General features: G+C 68.2%; 18 protein-coding genes. 10 read left to right on the top strand and 8 right to left on the bottom strand.

What is annotated here, in order from left to right; genetic code table 11:
- Positions 1–250: 250 nt before the first annotated feature.
- Positions 251–2,683 carry a hypothetical protein gene (locus ACYQ2W_RS20560; RefSeq protein ID WP_459871526.1) on the bottom strand — a complete coding sequence of 811 codons (2,433 nt, stop codon included), beginning with the start codon at positions 2,681–2,683 and terminating at the stop codon, positions 251–253.
- 466 nt (positions 2,684–3,149) lie between these two features.
- On the opposite strand from ACYQ2W_RS20560, the gene ACYQ2W_RS20555 reads away from it, so the two are divergent.
- Complete coding sequence (locus ACYQ2W_RS20555; protein WP_459871524.1) at positions 3,150–3,446, top strand: LuxR C-terminal-related transcriptional regulator; 297 nt, start codon at positions 3,150–3,152, stop codon at positions 3,444–3,446.
- A gap of 246 nt (positions 3,447–3,692) precedes the next feature.
- Positions 3,693–6,167: a cation:proton antiporter gene (locus tag ACYQ2W_RS20550; protein ID WP_459871521.1), complete on the top strand. Its 2,475-nt coding sequence runs from the start codon at positions 3,693–3,695 to the stop codon at positions 6,165–6,167.
- A 78-nt stretch (positions 6,168–6,245) separates the two neighbouring features.
- Here the strand turns inward: ACYQ2W_RS20550 and ACYQ2W_RS20545 are convergent, their stop codons facing one another.
- The 5 genes from ACYQ2W_RS20545 to ACYQ2W_RS20525 form a co-directional block, all read right to left on the bottom strand.
- Positions 6,246–6,878, bottom strand: coding sequence for a Vat family streptogramin A O-acetyltransferase (locus ACYQ2W_RS20545; RefSeq protein ID WP_459871519.1), 633 nt, complete (start codon positions 6,876–6,878; stop codon positions 6,246–6,248).
- A gap of 63 nt (positions 6,879–6,941) precedes the next feature.
- Positions 6,942–7,526 (bottom strand): class GN sortase, encoded by a 585-nt coding sequence (locus ACYQ2W_RS20540; RefSeq protein ID WP_459871516.1) that lies wholly within the window; start codon positions 7,524–7,526, stop codon positions 6,942–6,944.
- 284 nt (positions 7,527–7,810) lie between these two features.
- A complete protein-coding gene (locus tag ACYQ2W_RS20535; RefSeq protein ID WP_459871513.1) occupies positions 7,811–9,832 on the bottom strand; it encodes a marine proteobacterial sortase target protein in 2,022 nt (673 codons plus the stop codon).
- A gap of 155 nt (positions 9,833–9,987) precedes the next feature.
- Positions 9,988–10,176: a hypothetical protein gene (locus tag ACYQ2W_RS20530; protein ID WP_459871511.1), complete on the bottom strand. Its 189-nt coding sequence runs from the start codon at positions 10,174–10,176 to the stop codon at positions 9,988–9,990.
- Positions 10,176–10,859, bottom strand: a complete 684-nt coding sequence (locus tag ACYQ2W_RS20525; protein ID WP_459871509.1) for an OmpA family protein — start codon at positions 10,857–10,859, stop codon at positions 10,176–10,178. The genes ACYQ2W_RS20530 and ACYQ2W_RS20525 overlap by 1 nt, the downstream gene beginning before the upstream one ends.
- Positions 10,860–11,209: 350 nt before the next feature.
- Between ACYQ2W_RS20525 and ACYQ2W_RS20520 the strand changes: the two genes are divergently transcribed.
- The 5 genes from ACYQ2W_RS20520 to ACYQ2W_RS20500 all read left to right on the top strand — a co-directional run bounded on the left by ACYQ2W_RS20520 (position 11,210) and on the right by ACYQ2W_RS20500 (position 17,088).
- Entirely contained in the window at positions 11,210–11,905 is a 696-nt protein-coding gene (locus ACYQ2W_RS20520) for a response regulator (RefSeq protein WP_459871506.1), read from the top strand.
- 309 nt (positions 11,906–12,214) lie between these two features.
- Positions 12,215–14,257 carry an ATP-binding protein gene (locus ACYQ2W_RS20515; protein WP_459871503.1) on the top strand — a complete coding sequence of 681 codons (2,043 nt, stop codon included), beginning with the start codon at positions 12,215–12,217 and terminating at the stop codon, positions 14,255–14,257.
- 72 nt (positions 14,258–14,329) lie between these two features.
- Complete coding sequence (locus tag ACYQ2W_RS20510) at positions 14,330–14,578, top strand: type II toxin-antitoxin system CcdA family antitoxin (protein ID WP_459871501.1); 249 nt, start codon at positions 14,330–14,332, stop codon at positions 14,576–14,578.
- Complete coding sequence (locus ACYQ2W_RS20505) at positions 14,575–14,892, top strand: CcdB family protein (protein ID WP_459871498.1); 318 nt, start codon at positions 14,575–14,577, stop codon at positions 14,890–14,892. The genes ACYQ2W_RS20510 and ACYQ2W_RS20505 overlap by 4 nt, the downstream gene beginning before the upstream one ends.
- 120 nt (positions 14,893–15,012) lie before the next feature.
- A complete protein-coding gene (locus ACYQ2W_RS20500) occupies positions 15,013–17,088 on the top strand; it encodes a hypothetical protein (RefSeq protein WP_459871495.1) in 2,076 nt (691 codons plus the stop codon).
- Here the strand turns inward: ACYQ2W_RS20500 and ACYQ2W_RS20495 are convergent.
- Both ACYQ2W_RS20495 and vapB read right to left on the bottom strand, forming a co-directional pair.
- A complete protein-coding gene (locus tag ACYQ2W_RS20495) occupies positions 17,064–17,459 on the bottom strand; it encodes a hypothetical protein (RefSeq protein ID WP_459871493.1) in 396 nt (131 codons plus the stop codon). The two genes, ACYQ2W_RS20500 and ACYQ2W_RS20495, sit on opposite strands and share 25 nt — an antisense overlap.
- Positions 17,444–17,695: a type II toxin-antitoxin system VapB family antitoxin gene (gene vapB, locus ACYQ2W_RS20490; RefSeq protein WP_459871490.1), complete on the bottom strand. Its 252-nt coding sequence runs from the start codon at positions 17,693–17,695 to the stop codon at positions 17,444–17,446. The genes ACYQ2W_RS20495 and vapB overlap by 16 nt, the downstream gene beginning before the upstream one ends.
- Before the next feature lie 199 nt (positions 17,696–17,894).
- Here vapB and ACYQ2W_RS20485 point away from each other — a divergent pair, with 199 nt between their 5' ends.
- From ACYQ2W_RS20485 to ACYQ2W_RS20475, 3 genes are all read left to right on the top strand, one after another.
- Positions 17,895–18,188: a hypothetical protein gene (locus ACYQ2W_RS20485; RefSeq protein ID WP_459871487.1), complete on the top strand. Its 294-nt coding sequence runs from the start codon at positions 17,895–17,897 to the stop codon at positions 18,186–18,188.
- A gap of 23 nt (positions 18,189–18,211) precedes the next feature.
- The gene (locus ACYQ2W_RS20480) at positions 18,212–18,811 is read left to right on the top strand and encodes a glycine zipper 2TM domain-containing protein (RefSeq protein ID WP_459871485.1); all 600 of its coding nucleotides are present in this window, start codon (positions 18,212–18,214) and stop codon (positions 18,809–18,811) included.
- 97 nt (positions 18,812–18,908) lie between these two features.
- The coding region (locus ACYQ2W_RS20475) for a PepSY domain-containing protein (protein ID WP_459871483.1) at positions 18,909–19,157 on the top strand (249 nt) is incomplete at its 3' end.

Genomic DNA, 19,157 nt, shown 5'->3' with positions numbered 1-19,157 from the left:
AGAGCCACTACCGGACTTTCGGAATGGCAGGCCTCAGCCGTCGGAACGGGACTCGAAACCCCACCCCCGCTGCCTCCGTTCGCGTCGCGGCGGTAGCCGCGACCTACGAGCCCGTGGCAGGCACGTTTTTCGAGCCGCCGTCGCGGCGGGAGTAGACGACAAAGACCGGCAAGCACCTTTCAACGGCGTGTTTTCGACGAGCGGACGGGAGGAAGGCTGAGCAGCACTACGCTCAGTGACGGAGGGGGAGTCAGACGCGGGTGGTGAATGCCTTCTCGATGTAGTCGACATAGTCGGGAAAAATATCCCGATGGAGGGTCCAGCAGGCGTAGTCGCGGGTGTAGTTGAAGCCGCGGGTGGTCAGCACCTCGGCGTGCTCGGGATCGACCATCACCACGCAGAAGGGAAACCCCTCCCGGCGGTAGGCGAGACGGGCGTACTCGGCCAACGCGGTCACCGTGTGGGGCTCCCACTGCCAGGCGTGGATGGTGCAGCGGTTGGTCACCTCGCTCAGATTGAGGCCGAAGGAGCTGAACTCCAGCGATGCACCGCCGAGGACCGTGCCGTTGACCTCGGCGACGACGAAACGCCGCTCACGCCGCAAGCGGTGCCGCGCATAGAGCCGTTGAATGCTCTCCAGTCCCCGCTCCTCCGGCGCACCGTCCTCGGCGAGGAACTCGGCCAGGGAGCCGCGGGCGGCCAGATGGCCCTGGAGCATCTGCAAATCCGGTTCCTCCGCGGGGCGGATGGAGAGGCCGATATCCGCCTCGTCGCCCCGGGAAGTCGGTGAGTTCAAGTAAGCGTAGCGATTCAGGATGGAGCGGTTGCGGTCCTCGACCCGCCGCGCGAAGACCCCGGCGATCCGATCAGGAAAGCTCTTCGAGGGCTGAAAATAGGCTCGCATCCAGCGAACTCCATCGAGCTGGTTGAGCATGTTCACCGTGCCCAAATAAGCGTCCCTCACCGCATTGGGGTTTTGGGTCTGCATCCCGACCGATGCCAGATGCTGCATGATCCAGGTCTCACTGTAGGCGTGCAGCAGCGACATATGCGCTTCAACTACCACCTCAGGAGAATTCACCACCACCGTCCGCATCAACGGCGACCCCCGCTCCCGCAACAGCGTGCCGTAGTTGGCCTTCACCTGGTCGATGATCGGCCGCATCGCCTCCTCTTTCTTCGGATAGATGAAATTGGAGGCGTAGAAGAAGGCCCACAGGTCGTCGAGATGCATCCCCTGACCACTCTTGACATCGCGCAACCGGTCGTTGACCAGGGCGTCGACGGCGATCAGGCCCCGCGCCTCACCGAGGTCGTCGAGCTGGACACCGCAATGGAGGTGGCGACGGCCGTGGAGTTGCACCGGGCGGACGTGGCATACCACGCCGGCACAAAAGGCGAACGGGGCGTCGAGGCCGACGACGGCAATGGCCGGCAGACGGGTCCCCGGCAGCACCGGGCCGCGGGACTCGGGCAGCTCAAAGGCGAAGCCGCGAACGGTGAAGTCCCGTGGCCGGCACTCGACCCAGCGCTCGGCGAACGGCAGTTGGAAACGGACCCGCAGGTTGGCCTCGGCGGAGGGGCGGTGGCGCGGGATCTCCCGCCGCCGCACCCCCTTCACCACCGCGGGCGGACGCAGCGCGAGGGTGGCGGTGTCCGGCCGCGCCTCGATGGCGGCGAAGTATTCGCAGCCCCAGTTGTTGAGCTCGAAGCAGCAGCGCACCACCCCCCCCGGCTGCCAGCGCTCGGGCCACTCGCCGAGAAAGGGGTGGGCTCCATTGAAGGGGTCGCGGCGGGCGTCCCAGCGGCCCGGAAAAAGCAGTGCGCCGTCGTGGGCGTCGGTGAAACGGAACTCCGCCCGCTCCAACGCCTGCTTGAGCAGCGAGGAGACCGTGATCGGGTCGTCGAAGAGCCGCTCTTCAACCACCGTGGCGGGGTCCTCCGCGGCCGGCAGCAGCCGCGCGCCGACGCGAAACCGCCCGCCCCCCGCCACCGCGCTGAGGTGGCGGATGCGGGCGTGAGCGGCCGTGAAGATCAGTTGATCGCCCTGGTGGACCTCCAGCGCGCGGACCACCCGCCCGGGGACCAACGCCTCATCCAGCTCCTCCACCGAGACCCGCCAGGCGATGCCGTGGCAGGAGACGTTCTCCAGCTCGAACGAGCGGCCGCCGAAGACGACGCGCAGGCCGCTCACCGCCCGGCGCGGCTCGGCGCGGGGGAAGAGCAGCTCGAGCAGCCCGCGGGCGAGCCGGCGCGGGGTCGCCTGGCACGGCAGGCTGGCGAAGTGGTGGCCGCGGGCGCGCAGCTTGAGCAGCCGCGGCGGGCGCGGCTCCTCCACCAGGAAGAGCAGCCTCACCGCCGGCCGCAGCCGCTTCAATCCATCGAGAAAACGCCCGCGGCCGTAGCCCGGGTCGAGCACCACCAGGTCCACCGCACGCTCCTCCAGCAGCGCCAGCAACTCCTTCTCGCTCCGCACATGGAACACCTCCTGGAAGTGCACCGTCCGCCACAGGCGGGCCCCCGGCTGAAAGGCGGGAGCGTCGGTGAGCAGCGCCAGCGCCGCCGGCCGCGGCGGCTGGAGCGTCGGCGCGGAGCGCCCCGGCGCCGGCTCGTCCGCCGCCGGGGACGATGGCTGGGTGAGGGGGAAGAGGTCGTCGCGGGTGCGGCGGGGCAGGCTGGACATGGGCTGATTCTCCTTATGATAAGGCGTCCATGCCGTGCTGGGTCACCGGGCGACCGGGTAAACGTCCAGGCGCGAGCGGACGCCCGGAGGGCGACCGGATCGCGAAAACCGAAAGTGGATGGAGAGGGGCGATACGCCTTTCAACCGATGCGCCCAACCGTTCGGTCGGCTACCGGTGCGGGGGATATTCTCCCCCTCTCCCTGGCATTTTTCTTACATATGCATAGGAGATTATCCAATAACTCCACACGCTACGGGGCCCCCTCACCCAGCGGGAACAAAAACCGGACGGGGCTTCGCCAAGCGTGTGGGTGGAGGGCGCATCCGTCGGGAAAAACGGCCTTTTCTTCCGTACGCAGGAGGTCGAACGGTGACGTCCCCATAAAAAAAACGTACGCTCGGTCGGATATTGGAACGCCCCCACCGAAACGACGGAGTGGCGGGGGCGTGGTCAAGGAGATACGTCATGCACGACCCGCGCGCCTTCCTCATCGACGAGGGCCCCCTCGCCACCGCGATCGAGGCGCATGCCGATCGCATACCTGCGGGGATTCGCCGCCCGCTGGCCATCCTCTCCCGGCGTGAACGCGAGGTGCTCCGGCAACTGCTCGCCGGGCACTCCGGCCCGGAGGTGGCGGAGCGGCTGGCGATCAGCCCGCGCACCGTGGAGATCCACCGCCAACGCATCGCCCGCAAGTTCGGCCTCGCGACGGTGCAGGCGGTGATCCACCTGCTCTACCGGAGCGTGCGGGCAACGCCTTGATCACCCGAAGGGCGCCATGAACGTAATGCGTGGGGTGGATAAGCGATAGCGCGTCCACCGGATGCTGGCCGGACGGGACAATCCGCGGTTTTTCCGAACGTCTCTTTCGTAGCACGCAAGTGAAAAGGCCTTGGGGCACGCCAGACGCGATCTGGCGCCCCGCCAGCCGAACAACTAGATTTTCCGATGTAGAACGACATCGGGGCCGGCACCATCCGGTCGGTCCGAAGCCCCGAAGGGGGGTCCGTGGAACACGCCGCCCATACCGCCGACCTGGTCGCCACCGTGGTCGGGCTGCTGCTGATCGCAGCGGCGACCCTCGCCCTGTGCAAGCGGATCAAGCTCCCCTTCACCGTCGCCCTGGTACTGGTCGGCATGGGCCTCAGCGGCGCGGCCGCCCACGGCCCCGCCTTCCTCCACCCGATGGTGGAGTACGAAGTCTCCCCCGGGGTGATCCTCTTCGTCTTCCTCCCCACCCTGATCTTCGAATCGGCCTTCAACCTCGACGCCCGCCAGCTGCGCAGCAATCTGCTGCCGATCCTCACCCTGGCGGTGCCGGGTCTGATCCTCTCCACCGCCCTGATCGGCGTCCTGGTGTGGCTCGCCACCCCGATCGAGCTACCCGCCGCGCTGCTCCTCGGGGCGATCCTCAGCGCCACCGACCCGGTGGCGGTGATCTCCATCTTCAAGCAGCTGGGGGCACCGAAGCGGCTGACCATCCTGGTGGAGGGGGAGAGCCTGTTCAACGACGCCACCGCCATCGTCGCCGCGAAGATCCTGGTGGGGGTGGTGGCCGCCGGCTACTTCACCGCCGACAGCGCGGTGGGCGGGGCGATCGACTTCTTCCAGGTGTTCCTCGGCGGGGTGCTGGTGGGCTGGCTGCTGGCGCTGGCCACCGGCTGGCTGCTCGGCGGCGTCGAGGGAGACCCCTACATCGAGATCTCGCTCACCACCATCCTCGCCTACTCCTCGTTCCTGATCGCCGAGGAGGCATTCCACGTCTCCGGGGTGATGTCGACGGTGGCCGCGGCGATCACCATGGGCGGCTGGGGGCGGACCAAGATCTCCCCCTCGGTGGCGGACTACCTGGAACACTTCTGGGAGTACATGGCGTTCGTCGCCAATGCGCTGATCTTCCTGCTGGTCGGGCTGCGGGTGGACCTGGGGGCACTGGCCGGCTCGCTGGACCTGCTGCCGTGGGTGATCCTCGCCATGCTGGTCTCGCGGGCGGTGGTGGTCTACGGACTGGTGCCGCTGGTCGGATACTTCTCCGCGCCGATCCACCGCGCCTACCAGACGGTGATGTTCTGGGGCGGCCTGCGCGGGGCGATCGCGCTGGCCATCGTGCTCAGCCTGGAGTTCGAGTTCGCCGACACCTTCGTCGCCCTGGCGATGGGCTCGGTGCTGTTCACCCTGGTGGTGCAGGGGCTGACCATCGAGGGGCTGGTGAAGCGCCTCGGCCTCGACCAGCCGCCGCTGGCCGACCGGCTGGCGCGGGTCGAGGGGCTGCTCGCCTCCAAGCAGCGGGCGCTGGCGCGGATCCCGGAGCTGCAGACCGGCGGCCTGTTCTCCGCGCGGGTCGCCGAACGGCTGACCCGCCGCACCGACGGCGAGGTGGAGCGGCTGCTCGACCAGCTCGCCGAGCTGCGCAGCCGGGAGCTCGGCGAGACCGAGGAGCAGCGGCTGCTGTTCACCCGCTGCCTCGGCACCGAGCGCAGCTACTACCACGAGCTGTTCAGCCAGGGCCACCTCTCGGAGCGCGCCTACCGCGACCTCGGCCACTCCCTCGACCTGCAACTGGACGCCCTGCGCCAGGAGCGTCCGCTACCCGGCTACACCCTCCACCCGCCCCACGGCGGCTGGAGCCGCCGGATCAGCCACTGGCTGGTGGAGCGCGGCTGGGAGCTCGGCGGGCTGGCCGACCGGCTCGGCCTGGCGCTGATCGCGCGGGACTACGAGGAGGCGTGGGGGCGCTACCGGGGGGCGGCGCGGGTGATCGACACGCTCGCCGGGATGGCGGCCGAGCGGGGCATCGACGAACGGCGCATCGCCGTCATCCACGAGTGCTACCGGGGGTGGTTCGAGGCGGCCCGGCGGCGCCTCGACTCCATCGCCGCCCAGTTCCCGGAGTTCGTCGGCGCGATGCAGGAGCGGCTCGCCGGACGGCTGGTGGTCCACGCCCAGGAGGAGGTGATCGAGGCCGAGGCGCGCGCCGGCACCCTCCCCGCGGGGGTGGCCGAGCGGGTGGTGGAGGAGCTGGAGGGAGAGGTGCGGGTGCTGCGCGGCTCGGACCTCAGCCCGCTGCGCATCGGCCCGGAGGAGCTGTTGCGCAAGGTGCCGTTCTTCGCCACCACGCCGAAAGCGGAGTTCGAGCGGGTAGCGGCGCTGCTCAAGCGACGGATGGTGCCCGACGACGAGGCGATCATCCGCCAGGGGGAGATGGGGGAGTCGCTGTTCCTGATCGCCCGCGGGGTGGTGCGCGTATCGCGCGCCGACGACGGCGGCGAACGGGACCTGGCGACGCTGATGGCCGGCGACTTCTTCGGCGAGATGGCCCTGCTGCACCACGCGCCGCGCACCGCCACCTGCCGGGCGGTGACCCCGTGTGCCCTCTACGAGCTGAAGCGGCACGACTTCGACGCCCTGCGCAGCGCCTGTCCGGCGATCCAGGCCGCCCTGGAGGAGGCGGACAGCGAACGGAAGCTGGCGCTGGAAGGATAGAAAGAATCGGGGTTTCCGGTGGTACCGGAGTAGATTTGTCGCTGGGGGTTTCGTTCGGCACGGCGCCCGCGGGGCGCCCTATGGGATCGCCTTCAACTGCTCCACATCCGCCGAAACGATCACCTCCAGGTGCTCGGTGATCTTCTCGATCGGCCACGCCCACCACGCGATCGCCACCAGCCGCTCGACCACCTCCGGCGGGAAACGGGAGCGGATCGGCCTGGCCGGATTTCCCCCGACGATGGTATAGGCGGGAACGTCGCTCACCACCACCGACCGCGAGGAGACGATGGCCCCGTCGCCGATCCGCACCCCCGGCATGATCAGCGCGTCGTAGCCGATCCATACGTCGTTACCGACCACGGTGTCGCCCTTGTACGGTAACGCCGTCATCTCGGGCATGACCTTCTCCCAGCCCTTGCCGAAGATCTGGAACGGGTAGGTGGAGATCCCCGACATCTTGTGGTTGGCGCCGTTCATGATGAACTTCACGCCACGGGCGATGGCACAGAACTTCCCGATGATCAACTTGTCGCCGACGAAGGGGAAGTGATAGAGGACGTTCCTCTCGAACGCCTCGGAATCTTCCGGGTCGTCGTAGTAGGTGTAATCACCGACAATGATATTGGGGTTGTCGATGGTGTTCTTGATGAAACAGACCTGCGGGAACCCCTCCATCGGGTGTTTTTCCTCGGGCGACGGGCCGTTCATGCACGCTCCTTTGTCCTACGTGGCGACACCGCGCCCCACGGGATCGATGGACAAAAATGGCGGTTAGTTTAGCCTGATACGGCTTCCCGTTTTCACCCGTTCGGCACTCACCACGTAGCGCAACGGGCCGCCCGGGGCGAGGGCGTTGAAGGGGTAGCAGGTGACCAGCAGTAGCCGGCCCTGGTCGCCGGCCTCCACCAACCGATGACGCTCCACGTCGAGCACGCTGGCGCCGACCACCCGATAGCTCCAGCGCCCCTTGGCACCCTCCAGCTCCACCACGTCACCGCGAGCGAGTTGCTGGAGGAAGCGGAAGTGGGTATCGCGATGGCCGCTCACCACCACCGTCCCCGCCTCGCCGGGGCGGGCGCTGGCGGGGGTGTGGCCCGGCCCGAAGGCCAGGGTGCGACCGCTGTCGCCCTCCAGCACGATCCGCTCCACCCCGAGCGACGGTACCCGCAGCCGCGCCATCGGCCAGGTGTCGGCCCACGGCCACGGCGCCGCCGCCGTCTCCCCCTCCAGGGTGCGGCTCCAGGCCCGCTCCAGCAGCCACTGCGCCAACCACGCCTTGCCCTGGATCCAGCCGCCCTCGCCCACCTGCCAGCCGCCCAGGGCCAACAGGATGGCAATCAGTACCAACCGCTTCACGGATGCTCTCTCCTCCACCGTTCTTTCGAAGTTTTTTCGGCACACAGCGCACAGGGAAACGCACAAAGGGCAACGACCCGCCGTAACGCCCTGCCTGTAGGAGCGGCCCCGAGGCCGCGATGGCGCCGCATCGGTACCCACCACCAGCCGAACCGAAGCGCCGCACTTCGCCCTATCGCGGCCTCAGGGCCGCTCCTACCGTGAGACGGAGTACCGCCCGGTCGTGCTTCGCGCCCTCAAGGTAAAAAATCGCGCGTCTCCCCTCACTCCAACCGCGACCTTCGTCAAACCACCCGCCGCCAGACCAGCGCCGCCAGCAGCAGGCAGAGGCTGCCGAGGAGCAGGTGGAGCCACGACGGGGTGGCGGTATGCGCCATGCCGAAGACCTTCTCGTGGCTCCAGCCGTGGGGCAGGTTGCTCTTCAGGGTGTGGCGCTCCAGCGGCGCGCCGGCCGGCCGCGCCGGACGCTTGTCCACCGCCACCAGGGAGGTGAAGCGACTCACCAGATGGTGGCGCAGGGCGGTGGTCACCACCTCGCCACGCAGCGCCCCCCGCGCTTCGCTGGTGGTGGCCGCCGCGTGGCGCTCCATCAGCGCGGCGATCCGCCGCCGCGCCCACAACACCGCCACCCCGGGGCTCTCCGCCCCCGGCCGCACCGCCACCCGGCTGCGCCAGGGGCGGCCGGCGAAATCCCCCTCCACCACCATCGCGGTGGGGGCGGCGTCGAGCTTCAGCGCCACACTCAGCGGCTCGCCCAGATAGAGGTCGGGGAGCGGGTCGGGATAGACCTCGGCATGCGCCCCTTCGACCGTCACCCGGATGTCGGTGAGGGCGGGGTACTCCAACCGCTGGAACAGCGCCGTCATCTTCTCCGCCACCTCGCCCACATCGCCGATGTGGGTGAAGGTACCGCGGCCGGTGCGCGCCGCCCGCTCCATCAACCAGCTGTTGGGGGCGGAACCGATGCCGACGGTGAATAGCCGCGCATCGCCCAGCCGCGCACGGATGACCCCGTACAGCGCCTCCTCGTTGCCCACCGCGCCGTCGGTGAGGAAGACCACCTGACGCAGCCCGCCACCCTCGGCGCCGTGGCCGCCGAGGGCGGCCTCCAGCGCCGGCGCCATCTCGGTGCCGCCGTCGGCGCGCAGACCGGCCAGCCAGTTGCGGGCCCGCGCCAGCGGCGCACCGTCGGCGGGCTGCGGCCGGGGGAAGAGCGCGGTGGTAACGCTGTTGAACTGGATCAGGTTGAACCGATCCTGCGGGCGCAACCGGTCGAGGGCGAAGGCCACCGCCCGCTTCGCCTGGTCGAGGGAGTCGCCGTGCATCGAGCCGGAGGTGTCGATCACCAGGGTCACCTCGCGGGGCTGGCGATTCGCCTCCAGCGCATCGCGTCCGGGCGGGGCGAGGGTAAGCAGGGCGTAGCGCTCGTCGCCGGCCGTTTCGGTGAACAGCGCCACCTTCGGTTCACTCCCCGGCGCCGGCCGCCAATAGAGGACGAAATCGCGGTCGGCGGGCACCTCTCCCTCCTGCAACGCGATGCGGTAGTCGCCCCCCTGCTCGTCGATGGTCACCGGGTGGTAGCGGCTGGCCAGCTCGGCCAGCGGCAGGCCGGGGCGCAGGGTGACGGCGATGCGCACCGGATTCAGCGGACCCCGACCTTGGCCCTCCCCCGGCGCCACGACCGGCGGGGTGATACGCGAGGCATCGGGCACCTGATCGGTATCCACCGCCCAGCCCCCGCCGGTAACGGTGTGGGCCTCCTCCAACGGAGTCCCCGGAATGTAGCGGGTGCCGATCACCAGCGGGAAACGCAGCTCGAAGGTGCCGTCGGTGTAGCGCACCGACTGCTGGTACTCGAGCTCCACCGTCACCTCGCCGCGGGGGTCGATGTTGGCCACCGCGGTGGTGAAGAGGTTGGGCCGCTCCCGGGTCAACAGGCCGGCCCGCTTGCCGTCCCGCTTCGCCTCCACGTAGAGCCGCTGCGCCTCCGCCTTCTCACGCACCTCACCCTCGATCACCCGCTCCCCGACCCGCATCCGCAACCGGTCCACCGCGGCGTCGTGGGGCAGCGGGAAGGCGTAGATCCCCTCCGCCCAGGCGTCGCCGGGATTGCGGAAACGCTGCACCACCCGCACCCGGGCGATCATCGCGGTCACCTCCATGGTCACGTCGGTGGCGAGCAGCGGCGCCGCCGCCCCGTCGATGGTCAGTTCGCCGCGAGTCACCTCCTCGGCGGCCCGCCCGTCGGTCGCCAGCAGCCCCATCAACAACAGTCCCAACAGCCGCACCAGCCATTTGCTTCTCATTTTCTCTCCCTCCAATTTCTCCACGCCCCGTAGGTCGTCGCTACCGCGGCGACACGAACGAGGGCAGCGGACTCAACGCGCCATCCGTCCCGACAGAACGCCTATTACCCACAAATCGGCCATCAGCGCCCACCGACCGGAAAGGTCCCCATCACTCATCCCCCGCTGCCCCCGTTCCGTCGCGGCGGTAGCCGCGACCTACGCTCCTCCTCCGATTCGGTCTTCGTACGCGGGGGCGAACGAAGATCGAGACTGAAGGGGACCAGCACCGCGGAGCCGTCGTCGGGAATCCGCTCCGGGTGGTCGTAGAGCAGCTCGTCGCTGAGCGGTACGAAGCGTTCCATCACCGCACCTCCAGCCGCAGGGTCACCCGGCGGTCGAAGGGGTAGGCGCCTTGATCACCGGGCGCCGAAAGGGGCTGCCCCTCGCCGACGGCACGGGTGGAGACCCGTTTCGGATCGATGCCGGCGCGCTCCAGCGCCCCCTCGACCACCGCCACCCGCCGCGCGGAGAGCGCCTGGTTGGCCGCGTCGCCGCCCCGCGGGTCGGCGTGCCCGGTGAGGGAGACCGCGAGCTGCGGTGCCGCCTCCAGCAGCACCGCCAGGGCGGTGAGCCGCTCCAGCTCGAAGGGTTCCAGGCGATCGGAGCCGTTACGGAAGTGGAGCTGCTGCTCCACCCCGGCACTCAGCGCCAGCAGCAGGTTGTTGTCGGCCGCGGCGCTACCGCGGGCCGCCGCCAGTTCTGCCTCCAGTTCGCCGGTTCGCGCCCGCAGCCGGACCGCCGCCGCCCGCTCGCGGGCGAGCGCCCCGTTCAGCGCCTCGACGGTCGCGCTGCGATCCATGTCGTAGCCCACCCCAGCCCCCAAAGAGGCGCCGACCAGCGCCCCGAGGGGCCCACCGGCGATGGCGCCGAGCACCACCCCGATGCCGGCCCCGGCGGGCTGGGCCGAGCGCTCGGCGGCGTTGGCGTGGAACGGCACCGCGCTCAGCGCGGCGGCGACCAGGGTGGCGGCGATGGTTCGTTTCATGACGAATTCCCCCGTGAAGTAGTGGCTGTTTGGTCCAGCGCCGTCGTCCGTGACGGGGATATGAGCTCCGCTCCGCGCCGGGTACGGTTGCATTGAACGCCCGAAACGGATTGCCATCTTTGGCGGGGGTTGGAGAGAAAATGGAGAGATCCTGGAGAACGCCGATCACGCTGCGACCGGGAAGCTCCAACCGCTAAAATGGGCGAACCGAAATACAGAAGAAGAGGTGTCCGCAAATGAACGCGAATGCACGCAAATGAAAAGAGAAGATCTCTTCTTCTGATTTCTTATTTGCGTGCATTCGCGTTCATTTGCGGATCACTCTTCTTCTTGCCGGGGGAAAACCTGCAGTGGCCAAACGAATCGCCATCGTCGAGGACGACGAGGACCAGCGCCTGAACTACGCCGACGCGCTCACCCGGCGCGGCTTCGAGGTGGCGGCCTACGCCGACCGCCCCTCCGCACTGGCCGGGATGGCCGAGCAGCCGCCGTCGATGGCGATCCTCGACATCATGCTCGGCGAAGAGGTGGACGGCGGCTTCGACCTCTGCCGCGAGCTGCTCGCCCGCGAGCCGGAGCTGCCGGTGATCTTCCTCACCAGCCGGGTCGACGACATCGACCGCATCTCCGGCCTGCGCCTCGGCGCCTGGGACTACCAGGCCAAGCCGGTGTCGCTGGCGTTCCTCGCCGAGCGGGTCAGCTCGCTGTTCCGCATCCTGGAGATGAAGCAGGGCAACGGCGCCGGGGAGAGCGCCGAGACGGTGGGGGAGCTGCGCCTCGACGAGCGGCGGCTGGAGGTGAGCTGGCGGGGGCAGGCACTTTCGCTCACCTACACCGAATTCAACATCCTCGCCGAGATCGTCGCCAAGCGGGGAGCGCGCGGCGCCAGCTACGACGGGTTGGCCCGGGCCACCCGCCAGGGGGTGGTGGAGAACAACACGGTGAACACCCATGTGCTCCACCTGCGCAACAAATTCCGCCAACTCGACCCCGCCTTCGACTGCATCAAGAGCGTCTACGGCTTCGGCTACCGGTGGAACTGTTGAGGCGTGTTTTGCTCACCACGAAAAGTGGCTCGGGACATGGAGGCTGAATTATTCGGAAAGGCAGAGCCAACCGAGCAGACTGGAATGCTTCGTTTGGCACCGTTTTTTCACACGAAGGGATGCGTTTGCTTTTTACGTTTTTCTTCTTCGTGTCCTTCGTGCCTCTTCCTTCGTGCCCTTCGTGTTAAATAAGCAGCCTCACCGACCGCGACACCCTATCCGTACGCAAAGCGCATCCGACACCTTGAGCCTCAACAGCCCCAATCCCCCCTTCGTGGTTGATCCCTACACTGCCCAAGGAGCCTCACCATGAAACTGGGCGGCAAGCTGGTACTCTCCAGCGCGGTGCTGCTCGCCCTGCCGTGGCTCGGCTATCGCTACCTGGGGGCGATGGAGGAGTTCCTCTACCGCGGCCAGGAGCGCGCCCAGGCGCTGGCCGCCCAGGCGGTGGCCACCGTGCTCCACGGGCGGCGCGATCTGTTCGATGGCGGCGACGCCCTCCCCGCCCCCCTCGGTCGCCACGGCGCTCTCTACGCCTACCCGCTGCCCGCCCCGCCGGTGATCGACGGCTACGCCGACGACTGGGGCGAGCTGACCGGGCGGGCCGTCCACCACGGCGCCGAGGGGCTCACCCGACCCACCGCCGACGGCCGCCCGCCCAGCGTCGCCTTCGACCTGCTGCTGGGCAGCCGCGGCGACGACCTCTACGCCCTGGTGACGGTGAGCGACGAGCGCATCGTCTACCGCCACCCCGGCTACCGCCGCCTCGACAACAGCGACCAGCTGCGCCTCACCTACTCCGACCCGGCCGGTGAGATCCAGCGGCTGCTGCTCACCACCGAGGGCCCGGGCAGCGTCACCGCCTATCGCATGGACCACCGTTGGCGCTACCCCTTGGACGGCTCCCCGCTCTATCGGCTGCGCGCCCAGTGGCAGGAGTTCCCCGGCGGCTACCGGGTGGAGCTGCGCCTGCCCCTGGATCTGCTCGGCCCCAAGCGGCGGCTGCGCCTGGCGGTGGCCGACGTGGACGACCCCGAGGTGCGGGAGGTGAACGCGGAGGTGGCCACCCTGCCCAGTCGCTGGTCGGAGGAGCTCAACCACCTGGTGCTTCGCTCCGAGGCATTGGAACGGATCCTCGCCGGCCTGGAGCAGGGCGACGCGCGGGTCTGGGTGGTGGACCGCCAGCGGCGCATCCGCGCCGCGGTGGGCGGCGACGGCCTGGAGTGGGATACCGCCGAAGAGCTTCCCGAAACGCTGGTCGGCACGGCCCTGGCCGGCCGCACCGAGGTGCTGCGCCGACGCGCGCCCTACGGCGGCGGCACCCTGGTGGCCACCGCCCCGATCCGCGCCGACGACGGCGAAACCGTTCTCGGCGCAGTGGTGCTGGAGCAGGAGAGCGGCGCGACGCTGGCCCTCCACATCCGCACCCTGCTGCAGGTCACCCTGGCCACCGGCGCGGTACTGCTGCTCACCATCGCCGCCCTGCTGCTGTTCGGCGGCCGCCTCGCCTGGCGCATCCGCCGCCTCGGCCGGGAGAGCGAGGCGGCCATCGACGACACCGGGCGGCTCCTTCACGACCGGCTCACCGCCGAGCGCGACAGCGGCGACGAACTGGGCGGCCTCTCCCGCACCATCTCCACCCTGCTCGGCCGGCTGCGCCGCTACACCGGTTTCCTGGAGAACATCCCGCGCACCCTGCGCCACGAGATCAACAACCCGCTCAACACCATCAGCACGTCGCTGCAGAACCTCGCCGACGCCCATCCGGAGCTGGCCGGCGACCGCTATCTGGCCGGCGCCGAGCGGGGCGTCGCACGGATCGGGCGGATCATGCAGAGCCTCACCGAGGCGGCCAGCCTGGAGCAGGCGCTACGCCACGACGAGCGCCACCCCTTCGACCTGGCGGCGCTGGCCCACGCCTACCTGGAGAGCTGCACCGCCCAGCACCCGGAGAAGCGCTTCCGCTACGCGGGGAAAGAGGAAGGAATCGACGTGCGCGGCTCCGATCTGCGCCTCGAACAGCTGTTGGACAAACTGCTCGGCAACGCCGTCGAGTTCACCCCCGACGGCGGCGAGATCGTCGTCGGGCTGGAGAGCGACAAAGCGGCGGTGAGGCTCACCGTCACCAACGACGGCCAGCCCCTGCCGGAGGGCCTGCGCGATCGTCTCTTCGACTCCATGGTCAGCCTGCGCCGCGATCAGGACCCGGAGAACCCCCACCTCGGCATCGGTCTCTACGTCGCCCGCACCATCGCCGAACACCACGGCGGACGGCTGGAGGCCGCCGACCGGCCCGGCGGCAACGGCGCCGCCTTCACCCTCCATCTTCCGCTCGACGCCAGCGGATCTTAGGAGTTTGTCCCACCTGCACGGCCTTGCTATGCTTCGAATGCGCATCCTGAATACGCATTCGAGCAAACTCCCATGCACCATCTATACGACGAAAAGGCCGCCAAAAAGCCCACCAATCTGAGCATCAACAGCGACCTGCTCACCAAGGCGCGCCAACTGAACGTCAACCTCTCCGCGACCCTGGAACGCGCCCTCGAAAGTGAACTCCGCCGCGCCGAGCAGGCGGCGTGGAAAAGGGAAAACCACAAGGCCATCGACGAATTGAACAGACTGGCGGAAGAGAACGGACTCTTCTCCGATGCCTACCGGAAATTCGGATGAGCCAATTCGCCCTCTATCGAAACGAGGACGACGCCTCCAACCGGATTTATCCCTTTTTCATCGACGTGCAGAATCCGCTCCTTGGCGAGCTGAATTCCCGCTTGGTGATTCCCCTGACGTCCTACGGGATGCTGAACCACACCGATACCAAACGACTCTGCCCCGTCTTCCATCTGGATGGTGGAGACTTCGTGCTGCTCACCCACCAGATGACCTCCGTTCCCAAGTCGATATTGAGAACCGAGGTCACCTCGTTGGAGCGTTTCCGTTACGAGATCCTGGCGGCAATCGATCTGCTTATTTCCGGGATATAGGGAACGCGAAAAAACGCGACAAACTTCACAATTCCGAGAAATCCACTCGGGTTATACTGCGCCGAAACCATGGGGTGACGGGCACCTCCGGCCCGCCCCAGCGTCACCGGAGAAGACGCCATGTTCCAACTGTTTCGCGCCGCCCTGCTGCTGCCATCGCTCGCCCTCGCCGCCGACACCTTCGATGCGACCAGCGGCGAGGTTCAACTGCCGCTGGTCATCGTGGGGTCGGACCTCTACACGGTGACGATGCAGCACCTGGGGAATCTCCAGTTCCAGGTCACCACCCTCGAACCCGCCACCTCCGGCGATGCCGGCGACGCCGACCGGTACGACGCCGACAGCGGCGAACTCCACCTCTCGGAGGTGGTCTACGCAGCGGATCGCTACGAGGTCGAGCTGCAGTACCAGGGCGACCTGCTGTTCAGCGTGACCGGCGCCACCCCGCTCAGTCTCGGCGGGGAGACGCTCTTCTACGCACCGGCCCCGATCGCCGAGGTCCTCGGCGACAGGCGCAGCGCCAGCTGGAGCGCCCTGGGGAACGAACCGACCGACCTGACGCGGTGCGTCATCGCCCCCGCCGGCAGCGGCGCCGCGGTGGTCTTGACCGAGGCGGACAACGCCGTCGTCCCCGAGCTGTCGCTGGACAACGGCATGACCGCCGCGGGCAGCGTCACCAACGACCGCCTGCTGCGCGCGATGTTCCAGTTCATCGCCGACGGCGACGGCTACCGCGTCGTCGCCGTCAAACACAGCAACTATGCGATCGACCTGGACAGCGGCGACCGGTTGATCCTCCGCGACATCCGTAGCGGCCACATCGACAGCACCGTCGCGGCCTACCTGCAGTTCCAGGCCACGCCCGGCGACGACGGCTACACCCTGACCGCGACGGGACGCAAGATTTACCAGACCACCAGCGGCGAATTCGAGGACGACGCCTCATGGAGCGCCCGTACGGTGACCGTCACCGACGGCGCGCTCTACCTCGCCTCCGGCACGGCAACGACGCTGAAGCTCTACGAGCCCCCCATCGACCTGTCGATCCCCTTCGACCTCAACCCCGACGGCATCGCCCGGGTCAGCAACCCCGAGGTGACCCCGCAGAGCCGCGCCGACGACCCGATCGCCGAAACCCCGCTCCAGGTGGTCGACGCCTACCGGGATCAGGTGGCGGCGGCCGGCCCCGACGACGCCACCCGCGCCGCCGCGGAGGCGATGCTCACCACCATCCAGCAGGGCCTGGCCAGCGAAGGCCTCGCCCTGCGCTACCCGGCGGAGTTCTACCTCGCGTTCCGCGACGGCCTGCTGGCGCGCACGCTGCAGACCGCCGACTCCACCGACGGCGAACTGGGCCAGCTCACCGTGCCCTACGTCTACTTCACCAACGCCAGCGACGGCGAAGGGAGCCACCACCCCTTCCTGGTGATCGCCAGCTACGACCTGCCGGACGCCCCGGCGCTGCTGTGGGACGTGGCCAAGCCGCCGGGCGACGGCCTCACCGCCGACTACCCCTCCCAGTCGGTGACCCGCAGCTACCACCGCGAGGCGTTCCTGATGAAGATCCCGCTGCGCGACTACGGCATCGTCAGCTATCTGACCGAGAACAACATGGTCAACGACCTCGCCAGCGACGTCGGCGTCACCGACTTCGACCACCACAACTACGCCAGCGTCTCCGCCACCGGCGTGGCGATCGACGGCGTGGTGATCTACCCCTCCTACAACAACGCGCTGCACTTCGCCCAATCCGAGGCGGAACTCTCCGCCCACGGCATGCACTCCGGACGGGGGCTCGGCGTCCACTACCACGCCGACGGCTACGCCGCCACCGGCGACGGCCTGACCCTCTACAACGACGGAGACTACAGCGGCCGCAGCCACCCGCCGCTGGTCAGCCTCGGCTTCGACGGCGTGGCCGGCTACGGCATCTACCGTGCGGGCGACACCGGTTTCGACGGCTTTGATGTCGCCCTCGACGACTTCGGCGGCCACCGCCACGGTGACTACGGCTACCACTACCACGCCTACAGCGAATCCGCGGTCACCCCCGAATCGGTTGCCTACACCGTCCACGTGCTGCCGCCGCAGGGCGCCTGGGCCGGCAGGATCAACGCCATCCCCGAGTTCTGGCAGGGCACCTCGCCCAACTACGTGGGGGGACGTAGCGTCTATCTGGGAACAGAGGCGGAGTGATCGTCGCCCGAATCCGACGTTGGCGCCTTGCCGAATCGAATAACGGGTGAGGCCCGCTTCCACCACGCGAACGTCAACCAGAGCTGGACCGAAGCCAGCAGAAGTATCAACGCAAACGACCACCGATACACGACCAAGCCCGACGTAAGGGCTTGTCTTTGAGCTTCGACTACCGCATCACCGGCAGCAGCGATCTCCTTCGCCTTCTCCCAGCGGAATTCGGCATCAACCGTCCCCCTCTCCAACGCCGACATCTTTTGCATGGACGTCCCTGCCGGGATATCCGGAATCTCGATTATCCAGGCGGAGGCGGCAACAATAGCCCCCAATAGGGCCAACAAAGTTGGTATCACGATCAGTCGAATAGGCATGAAAACGAATTCCGTTCGCCCTGTTCCTGGTCATCCCGCCCCTCGTCCATGAAATCCGGCGAGAAACGGGCAAACTTGGCCAACACACCATTCAGCGAGCGACGGGCAGGGCGAATCCGTATCTCGTCGCCATCACGCTCGATCTCCAACTCGATATCGGTACGCTCGTAAGCCAGATCGGCGGGGATGTGGACGGCTTGCGAATTGCCGTCCCTGAACGCGCGGATCCTGTGCATGGAAATCTCCAATATTGGGCGCTCACGCCGACTTTAGCTCACCGGGAAGTCCGCATAAACACCCAGACGTTTCGGACACCCTCGTCCACAGAAGCCGTTGATCGCCGACTTTCGTTCACCTCCCGTTCAGCGTCCGAAGCGCACATTTATAGGCGTGAAAGGGGCAGCACCGCCCCCTCCCGACCCAAGGAGACACGCCATGAGCATCAAGACCGTCATCTCCGCTCTCGTACTTGCGGGCCTGCTGGGCGCCGGCCTCGCGCTGCCGGCTACGGCGGCGGCCGACCGCGGCTGGCGCGACCGGGGCCGCGACCACCACGCCTTGCGTGACTGGCGGCATGATCACCGTTACGACCAGTACGACAACGGGCGCTATCGCAACCACTGGGCGTATCGCCAATGGTATCCCTACGACCACCGCGCCCACCGCCATTACCGACCGGCTTTCACTCCCGACGGGTCGATCCATCTGTGGATCGTGATCGACGACTGAGCGGAACAAAACAGGAGACAACCATGAAAACGCGCAATCTCATCGTCGCCGCGCTCGTCGCCACCTTGAGCGTCGGCCCGGCTTGGGCAGGTCCCGGCGGTTACCACGACGACGGACGCGACCTCCCCCGCCATCACGACCGTTGGGACCGTGGCAGCGATAGCGACTTCACCGACCGGGCCCGCGTGATCGACGTCGACCCGGTCTACGAAACGGTGCGCATACCGGTATCCCGCCGCGAATGCCGCCCGCAGACCGTGTGGCACGAGCAGCGCGACGGGCGTGACGTGGACGCCGGGTCCGGGCTCATCGCCGGCACCCTCATCGGTGGCGTGATCGGCAACCAGGTGGGCAAGGGCAAGGGGCGCAAGGCGGCCACCATCATCGGCGCCGTGCTGGGCGCGGCCGTGGGCCACGATATGGCCAGCGGCTCATCGGGCCAAGGCTACCGCTACGCCACCCACGAGGAGCGCTGTGACGTCGTGCGCCACCACCGGGAGGAGACCAGGATCGCGGGCTATCACGTCACCTACCGCTACCGGGGCCGTACCTTCACCCGCTTCATGGACCACGACCCCGGCAGATGGGTGGAGGTCGACGTACGGGTGAGCGACGCGCACTGAGCCGGTTCCCGCACGGCACGGCGAACCGTTATGCTGTAGGGCGGAATACCGGCCGGAGGAGCCGCACGCGATGCCTCGGACAACGACAACCGCACTGTTGCTGCTTGGAGTGACCTGTATCGGCGCGGTCCACGCCGCGCCGCCCGGCCCCTACCCGTCGTCGCAATCGCGCTCGGAACGCGGCAGTGGCTCCGGGATGTCGCTCGATCAGGCGGTGGCCCGCGTTCGCGCCGAGACCGGCGGGCGGATCCTCTCGGCCACCACCGAATACGTGGATGGTCGAGCGATGCATCGGATCAAGGTCCTCACGCCGGATGGCCGGGTGCGCATCATCCGCGTCGGCCCT

The organism is Endothiovibrio diazotrophicus (assembly GCF_054657215.1).
Note: the sequence above shows the minus strand (reverse complement) of the source record. Positions and strands in the feature narration are given on the sequence as shown.